Source organism: Methylobacterium sp. WL18 (genome assembly GCF_008040015.1).
GTDB lineage: Bacteria > Pseudomonadota > Alphaproteobacteria > Rhizobiales > Beijerinckiaceae > Methylobacterium > Methylobacterium mesophilicum.
The window spans coordinates 1-7,582 of record NZ_VRVD01000209.1 but is presented as its reverse complement, the minus strand read 5'-3'; the positions used below and the strand labels follow the sequence as shown (position 1 = coordinate 7,582).

The 7,582-nt window shown below is 70.2% G+C and carries 7 protein-coding genes and 1 other RNA gene; 5 read left to right on the top strand and 3 right to left on the bottom strand.

Annotated elements, in window-relative coordinates; genetic code table 11:
• Positions 1 to 338: 338 nt before the first annotated feature.
• The 3 genes from rnpB to arsH all read right to left on the bottom strand — a co-directional run bounded on the left by rnpB (position 339) and on the right by arsH (position 2,106).
• Positions 339 to 737, bottom strand: an RNA gene (gene rnpB / locus FV228_RS15660) — RNase P RNA component class A.
• A gap of 52 nt (positions 738 to 789) precedes the next feature.
• On the bottom strand, positions 790 to 1,230 hold the full coding sequence (locus FV228_RS15655; protein WP_147855468.1) for a VOC family protein: 441 nt from the start codon (positions 1,228 to 1,230) through the stop codon (positions 790 to 792).
• Positions 1,231 to 1,359: 129 nt separating this feature from the next.
• Positions 1,360 to 2,106 carry an arsenical resistance protein ArsH gene (gene arsH, locus FV228_RS15650; protein WP_147855467.1) on the bottom strand — a complete coding sequence of 249 codons (747 nt, stop codon included), beginning with the start codon at positions 2,104 to 2,106 and terminating at the stop codon, positions 1,360 to 1,362.
• Between the two features lie 50 nt (positions 2,107 to 2,156).
• Here arsH and FV228_RS15645 point away from each other — a divergent pair, with 50 nt between their 5' ends.
• From FV228_RS15645 to pepN, 5 genes are all read left to right on the top strand, one after another.
• A complete protein-coding gene (locus FV228_RS15645; protein ID WP_147855466.1) occupies positions 2,157 to 2,507 on the top strand; it encodes a metalloregulator ArsR/SmtB family transcription factor in 351 nt (116 codons plus the stop codon).
• Positions 2,500 to 2,940, top strand: coding sequence for an arsenate reductase (glutaredoxin) (arsC, locus tag FV228_RS15640; protein WP_147855465.1), 441 nt, complete (start codon positions 2,500 to 2,502; stop codon positions 2,938 to 2,940). The genes FV228_RS15645 and arsC overlap by 8 nt, the downstream gene beginning before the upstream one ends.
• A 27-nt stretch (positions 2,941 to 2,967) precedes the next feature.
• A complete protein-coding gene (locus tag FV228_RS15635; RefSeq protein ID WP_147855464.1) occupies positions 2,968 to 4,263 on the top strand; it encodes an arsenic transporter in 1,296 nt (431 codons plus the stop codon).
• 4 nt (positions 4,264 to 4,267) lie between these two features.
• Positions 4,268 to 5,455, top strand: coding sequence for an MFS transporter (locus tag FV228_RS15630; protein ID WP_147855463.1), 1,188 nt, complete (start codon positions 4,268 to 4,270; stop codon positions 5,453 to 5,455).
• A gap of 116 nt (positions 5,456 to 5,571) precedes the next feature.
• Positions 5,572 to 7,582 (top strand): aminopeptidase N (pepN, locus tag FV228_RS15625; RefSeq protein ID WP_147855462.1); only part of this gene is annotated, 2,011 nt, incomplete at its 3' end.

Genomic DNA, 7,582 nt, shown 5'->3' with positions numbered 1-7,582 from the left:
ATGCGGCTCGTGCGTCTCATGGTGCCCTGTGCCGGGCCGCGCGAGCGCGGCGCGCGTGACGGGAACGGCACCGGATGCGGAGCGCGCGAAACGCCGCGCACGGACGGGACCTGCACCTGTGCAGGTTACGCCCGGCGATCCGATACACGCCGTTGACGGGAGGATGCCGGGTATCATGGGCCTCGGAGGATCGTCAACGCGCGAGCCTGGCGCTGGCGAGCCGACCGATCTGACCCCGGTACGGTTAACCGAAGGTTTTTGCCGGGCGCGAATTTTGCGCGTCGCGGAGCCTGTAGAGCTACCGCGCGATCGCCGCGGCGCACGGGTCCGGGGGGAGTTGGATCAGCCGGCCTATAAGCCGGGTTCTGTAAGGCCGGAGCGCTCGCGCGCGCCGACGTGGCGGCCATTCCTCTGGGACGGTCGTTGCCGACCGCCTCGAGCAACCAACCCGGGCGACTGGCCTGGAGAGCGGGCCTGCCCTTCTCGCGAAGGGCGCGCCGCCCCTATTCGGTCTTGCTCCCGGTGGGGTTTGCCGTGCCGTCCGCGTTGCCGCGTCCGCGGTGCGCTCTTACCGCACCCTTTCACCCTGACCCCGGACGCATCCGGGGCGGTCTGCTCTCTGTGGCACTGTCCCTGGGGTCGCCCCCGCCGGACGTTATCCGGCACCGTCTCTCCATGGAGCCCGGACTTTCCTCCCCGGACGTCGATGCGCCCGGAGCGGCCGCCCGGCCGGCTGATCCGCGGGCAGATGCGCCCGCGCCGCCGTCCGGGTCAAGAGTCGCGGGTGGATTACCAGCTGCCGGTGTTCTCCATCGACGTCCACGGCTCCTGCGGCTCCTTGGCGCCGCCCTTCTGCAGGATCTCGATTGAGATGCCGTCCGGCGACTTCACGAAGGCCATGTGGCCGTCGCGGGGCGGACGGTTGATGGTCACGCCCTTGTCCTGGAGCTGGGCGCAGAACGCGTAGATGTCGTCGACCTGGTAGGCTAAGTGCCCGAAGTTGCGGCCGCCGGTATAGGTCTCCGGGTCCCAGTTGTAGGTCAGCTCGACCAGCGGCGACTTGGTCGCCTGGGCCCGCTCGACATCCCCGGGGGCGGCCAGGAAGACCAAGGTAAAGCGGCCCTTCTCGTTCTCGACGCGGCGGACTTCCTTCAGGCCGAACGCGTCGACGTAGAAGGCGAGCGCCCGGTCGAGATCGGCCACCCGGACCATGGTGTGGAGGTATTCCATAAGGCGGCTATCCCTCTGTCGGAGCGAGGGCCGTCGCGACGCCCTCTGCGGAAACGAACATGACCGGCGGAGCCGGCCTCCGTCCTAGCTAGAGCGCGCGCCCCCGGCCGAGTAGGCCGCCCGGGCCGGTCATGGCTTGCCCATGGCGATATCGGCCGCCACCGCCCGCAGCCGCTCCGGCTCCCGCTCCTTTCGCTCGCTGTAGCGGTCGACGAGATAGTCGGCCCGCTCGCGGGTCAGCAGCGTGAACTTCATCAACTCCTCGCAGACATCGACCACGCGCTCGTAGAGCGGCCCCGGCATCATCCGGCCGGCCTCGTCGAATTCCTTGTAGGCCATCGGCACCGAGGATTGGTTGGGGATGGTGATCATCCGCATCCAGCGGCCGAGGAGGCGCAGGCTGTTGACCGCGTTGAAGCTCTGCGAGCCGCCCGAGACCTGCATCACGGCCAGGGTACGCCCCTGCGTCGGCCGCACCGAACCTTCGCTGAGCGGCAGCCAGTCGATCTGGCTCTTCATCACGCCGGTGAGAGTGCCGTGGCGCTCCGGCGAGACCCAGACCTGCCCCTCCGACCACAGCGAGAGCGCGCGCAACTCCTGCACCTTCGGGTGGTCGGCGGTGGAATCGTCGGGCAGCGGCAGGCCGTGCGCGTCGTAGATCCGGACCTCGCCGCCCATGGCTTCGAGGAGGCGGGCTGCCTCGTAGGCAAGGAAGCGGCTGAACGAGCGCTCCCGCAGCGAGCCGTAGAGGATCAGGAAGCGCGGCGCGTGCGCGAAGGGTTGCGCCACCGCGAGCTGACCGGAGGTCGGCACCGCGAAATGCGGCCGGCTCAAATTCGGGAGGCCGTCGTCAAACGGTTGGGCGGGCTTGTCCACGGGCAGACATTCTCATATGTTCGTACTATCGTTTGATTGTTGAAACGAAAATGGACGAACCGCAAGCCCTCGCGGCCTTCATGGCGCTGGGTCAGGAGCACCGGCTGCGGGCGCTCCGGGCGCTGGTGAAGGCCGGCCCGGACGGCATGGCCTCGGGCGCACTCGCTAACGCCATCGGGGTCTCCGCCTCCACCATCTCCTTCCATCTGAAGGAGCTGCAGCAGGCGGGGCTGATCGGGTCCCGGCGGGCTGGGCGCTCGATCATCTACAGCGTCGCCTACCCAATTCTCGCCAGCCTGATCGCATTTCTCATGACGGATTGCTGCCAGGGGCACCCCGAGATCTGCGCGCCCGCGCTGGCCGCCTGCGGCTCCGGAACCAACGAGGTGGACCATGCCTGATCGCGCCTTCGACGTTGTGATCTACCACAACCCGGATTGCGGCACCGCGCGCAACACGCTGGCGATGATCCGCAACGCCGGCATCGAACCGCACGTCGTCGAGTACCTCAAGACCCCGCCCGCCCGGGCGCTGCTCAAGCAGCTCCTCGCCCGCGCCGGCCTCACGGTTCGAGACGCGCTGCGCGAGAAGGGCACGCCCTATGCCGAACTCGGCCTCGCCGACCCGTCCCTGACCGACGAGCAGCTGCTGGATGCCATCCAGGCGCACCCTATCCTGCTCAACCGGCCGTTCGTGGTCAGCCCCAAGGGTGTGCGGCTGTGCCGACCGTCCGAGCGGGTGCTCGATCTGCTGCCGCAGCAGCAGGGCGCGTTCGTCAAGGAAGACGGCGAGCCGGTGGTGGACGAAATCGGCCGCCGCGTCGGTCTCGCCTGACTCGGCGCCGGAAAGATTCCCGTCCGCATGCTCGCGCTCGCCATCTTCGTCGTCACCCTGATTTTCGTCATCTGGCAGCCGGGGGGATTCGGGATCGGCTGGAGCGCCCTGGTCGGTGCGGGCGTGGCCCTCGCCACGGGGGTGATCCAGCCGGCCGACGTGCCGGTGGTCTGGCACATCGTCTGGGACGCGACCTTCACCTTCGTGGCCCTGATCGTCATCTCGCTGCTGCTGGACGAGGCCGGCTTCTTCCACTGGGCGGCGTTGCACGTCGCCCGATGGGGCGGTGGGCGGGGCCGGCGTCTGTTCCCCCTGGTGGTGGTGCTGGGCGCCGCCATCGCGGCCGTGTTCGCCAATGACGGGGCGGCGCTGCTGCTGACGCCGATCGTGCTGGCGATCCTGCTGAAGCTCGCGTTCAAGCCGCAGGCCGCCCTGGCCTTCATCGTCGCCTGCGGATTCGTGGCGGATTCCACCAGCCTGCCGCTGGTGATCTCCAACCTGGTCAACATCGTCTCGGCGAACTTCTTCGCCATCACCTTCGGGCGTTACGCCGCCGTGATGGTGCCGGTCGATCTGGTGTCGCTCGCCGCCACGCTTCTGGTGTTGGGGCTGTATTTTCGGTCCGCGCTGCCGGTCACCTACCCGGTCGACCAGCTGGAACCGCCCCGTGACGCGATCCGCGACCCGCTGCTGTTCCGGGCGGCGTTCCCGCTGCTCGGCCTGCTGCTCGGGGCCTACTTCGTCACGGCGCCGTTCGGGGTGCCGGTCTCGGTGGTCACCTGCGCGGGCGCGGCCATGCTCCTGCTCCTCGCCCGGAGGGGCGGCCGCATCCCGATCCGCAAGGTGCTGGCCGGCGCGCCGTGGCAGATCGTGCTGTTCAGCCTCGGCATGTACCTGGTGGTCTACGGGCTCCGGAATGCCGGGCTGACCGATGCGCTGGGCGGCGGCCTGGTCTGGCTCGCCGGTTACGGGCCGCTCGCGGCGACGCTCGGGGCGGGCTTCGGCGCCGCGATCCTGTCCTCGGTCATGAACAACATGCCGAGCGTGCTCATCGGTGCGCTGGCGATCCAGCAGGCGCCCGACCTGCCGCCGCTGATGCGCGAACTGATGATTTACGCCAACGTGATCGGCTGCGACCTCGGCCCGAAATTCACCCCGATCGGCAGCCTCGCGACGCTGCTGTGGCTGCACGTTCTGGCGAGCAAGGGACAGCGGATCGGCTGGGGCCAGTACATGCGGATCGGTCTCGTCATCACCGTGCCTGTGCTGCTCGTCGCCCTGCTGGCCCTGGCCCTGTGGCTGCCCCTGCTCGGGACGGGATGATCCGGTGGCCGATCGGACCCGCCGCTGGCCGGTGATCTCCGCGCTGGGCGTCGTGCAGATCCTCGCCTGGGGCTCGACCTACTACCTCCCGGCCGTGATGGCCAAGCCGATCGCCCGGGATACCGGATGGCCGCTGGCCTGGATCGTCGGCGGCCTGTCCCTCGGCCTGCTGGTCGCAGCCGCGGTGTCGCCGCGCGTCGGGCGCGTCATCCAGGCGCGCGGGGGGCGCCCGGTCCTGGCGCTGGCAGCCCTGCTGCTCGCGGCCGGCCTCATGGTGCTGGGCCTGTCCCCCACTCTGCCGGTCTTCCTGGCCGGATGGCTGATCCTCGGCCTCGGCATGGGTTGCGGCCTGTACGATCCCGCCTACGCAACCCTGGGACGCCTGTACCGCGCCGAGGCGCGGTCCGCGATCACGGCTCTGACGCTGGTTGGCGGCTTCGCCAGCACCGTGTGCTGGCCGCTCACGGCGTTCCTGGTCGCGCAGGTCGGCTGGCGGGAGACCTGCTTCGCCTATGCCGGCTTGCACCTGACGGTGTCGCTGCCGCTGGTCCTCGCGCTGATCCCGCCGGCCCCTCCCCCGGCGGTGGTGACGACCGGGCAAGGGGCGCCCGTCGTACCGCTGACGCCGCGGCAAGTCCGGGCCTTCCTGCTGATGGCCGGCGTGCTGGTGCTCGGCGGCACCATCATGGCGCTGGTCTCGGTGCACCTGCTGACCCTGCTGCAGGCCCGGGGCGTCACCCTCGCCGCCGCCGTCGCGTATGGAGGCCTGATCGGGCCGTCGCAGGTCGCCGCGCGGCTGATCGAGATCGCCAACCGGGGCCGGCATCACCCGCTCTGGACGCTGACCGCCGCCTTCGCGCTGGTCGCCTGCGGGCTGCTGCTGCTGGCGTCGCACGAGCCGGTGATCGGCCTCGCCCTGATGATCTATGGCGCCGGCAACGGCGTCTACTCGATCGCGCGCGGTACCGTGCCCCTCGTGCTGTTCGGGCCCGACCATTATGCCGGGCTCGTCGGCCGGCTGGCCCGGCCCGCGCTGGTGGCTCAGGCTATGGCGCCGCCGCTCGGCGCCTTCCTGCTGGTGCGGATCGGGCCCGACGCCCTGTGGGGCCTTCTGGCGCTGTTGGCCATCATCAACCTCGGGCTGATCGGCGGACTGTGGCGGCTGAAGGCCGTCGCCGCCAGGTCGTCCTGACCCCCGGGGGCGATGCGCTGAGCTTCTCCGATCATCAGTCCGCGCTCCGCGACCGCGTTGCGCCGGGCCGCGCGAGGGACCAGAACGGGTCGGCCCCCGATCGGAGAGAGAGCCGAATGCGTACCGAGACGCCGCCGCTGATCCGCCTGGAGGAATACCGGCCGAGCGACTACCTGATCGATCGCGTCGACCTCGACATCCGTCTGGATCCGCACGCCACGCGGATCGACGCGACCCTGGCCCTGCGTCCGAACCCGGCCGGCCGCGCGGGCGCGCCGCTTCATCTCGACGGTGACGACCTCCGGCTGGTCTCGGTCGCCCTCGACGGCGCGGCGCTCGCCGCGGATGCGTACACGGCCACGCCATCGGGCTTCGGCCTCCACGCACCACCCGGGCAGCCGTTCAGCCTGCGGCTCGTCACCGAGATCGACCCGACCGCCAACACCAAGCTGATGGGCCTCTACCGGTCGAACGGGGTCTACTGCACCCAGTGCGAGGCCGACGGCTTCCGGCGGATCACATACTTCCTCGACCGCCCCGACGTCATGGCGGTGTACACCACCCGGATCGAGGCGGATCGGGCCGAGGCTCCGGTTCTGCTCGGCAACGGCAACCTCGTCGAATCCGGTTCCGCCGGGACCGATCGGCATTTTGCGATCTGGCACGACCCGCACCCAAAGCCCGCCTACCTATTCGCCCTGGTCGGCGGCCGGCTCGGCCAGGTCGAGACGCGCTTCACCACGATGGAGGGGCGCGCCGTCACCTGCGCGGTCTACGTCGAGCCCGGCAAGGAGGACCGCGCCGGCTACGCCCTCGATGCGGTGATCCGCTCGATGCGCTGGGACGAGACCGCCTTCGGCCGTCCCTATGACCTCGACGCGTTCAACGTCGTCGCCGTGTCCGACTTCAACATGGGCGCCATGGAGAACAAGGGCCTCAACATCTTCAACGACAAGTACGTCCTCGCGAGTCCGGAGACCGCCACCGACGGCGATTACGCGGCGATCGAGGCGATCATCGCCCACGAGTATTTCCACAACTGGTCGGGCAACCGGGTCACCTGCCGGGACTGGTTCCAGCTCTGCCTCAAGGAGGGGCTGACGGTCTTCCGCGACCAGGAATTCTCCTCCGACATGCGCTCCCGGCCGGTCCACCGGATCGCCGAGGTCCGGTCCCTGCGGGCGCGGCAGTTCCCCGAGGATGCGGGCCCCCTCCGCCACCCCGTGCGGCCACGCGCCTATGCCGAGATCAACAACTTCTACACGGCGACCGTCTACGACAAGGGCGCCGAGATCGTCCGGATGCTGCGCACGCTGATCGGCGCAGACGCGTTCAGGGCCGGCATGGACCGCTACTTCGCCGACAATGACGGCCGCGCCGCCACCGTCGAGGACTTCTTGGCCGCCTTCGCCGCGGTGACGGGCCGCGACCTCTCGGCCTTCGCCCGCTGGTACGAGCGGCCCGGAACGCCGCGCCTGACGGCGACGATGGCGTACGATCCGGCTGCGTCCCGCTGCACCCTGCGGTTCACCCAGAGCCTGCCCGGCGAGGGCGGCCGGGACACGCCGCCGCTGGTGATCCCGGTGGCGCTCGGGCTCGTCGGCGCCGCGGGACCGCTCTCGGGTGCGACCTGTCCGGATGTGCGTGACGGAATCTTCGTCCTCGACCGGGCCGAAGCCGAGATCGTGTTCGACGGCGTCACCGAGGAGCCGGTGCCGTCGCTGATGCGCGACTTCTCCGCCCCGGTGCGCCTGGATCTCGCGCTCACCGACGCCCAGCGCATGCGGCTGCTCGCGCAGGACAGCGATCCGTTCAACCGCTGGCAGGCGGCGCAGGACGTGGCCCTCCGCCTCATCCTTGAGCCCGATCCGGCCCGCGCCTACGCGTTCGCGGAGGCGCTCGGCCGCTTTCTGGACAGCGAGGCGCTGTCCGATCCGGCCTTCGCGGCCCTGGTCCTGGCCCTGCCGAGCGAGGGTGAGGCCGCGGACGCGCTGCTGTCGGACGTCGATCCCGACGCGATCCACCGGGCGCGGTTCGCGCTGCGGGCGCATCTGGGCCAAGTCCTGCGGCCGCGCCTGGAGCGGCTCGACGCCGCCCTCGCGGCGGCCGACGACGCGGCCTACAGCC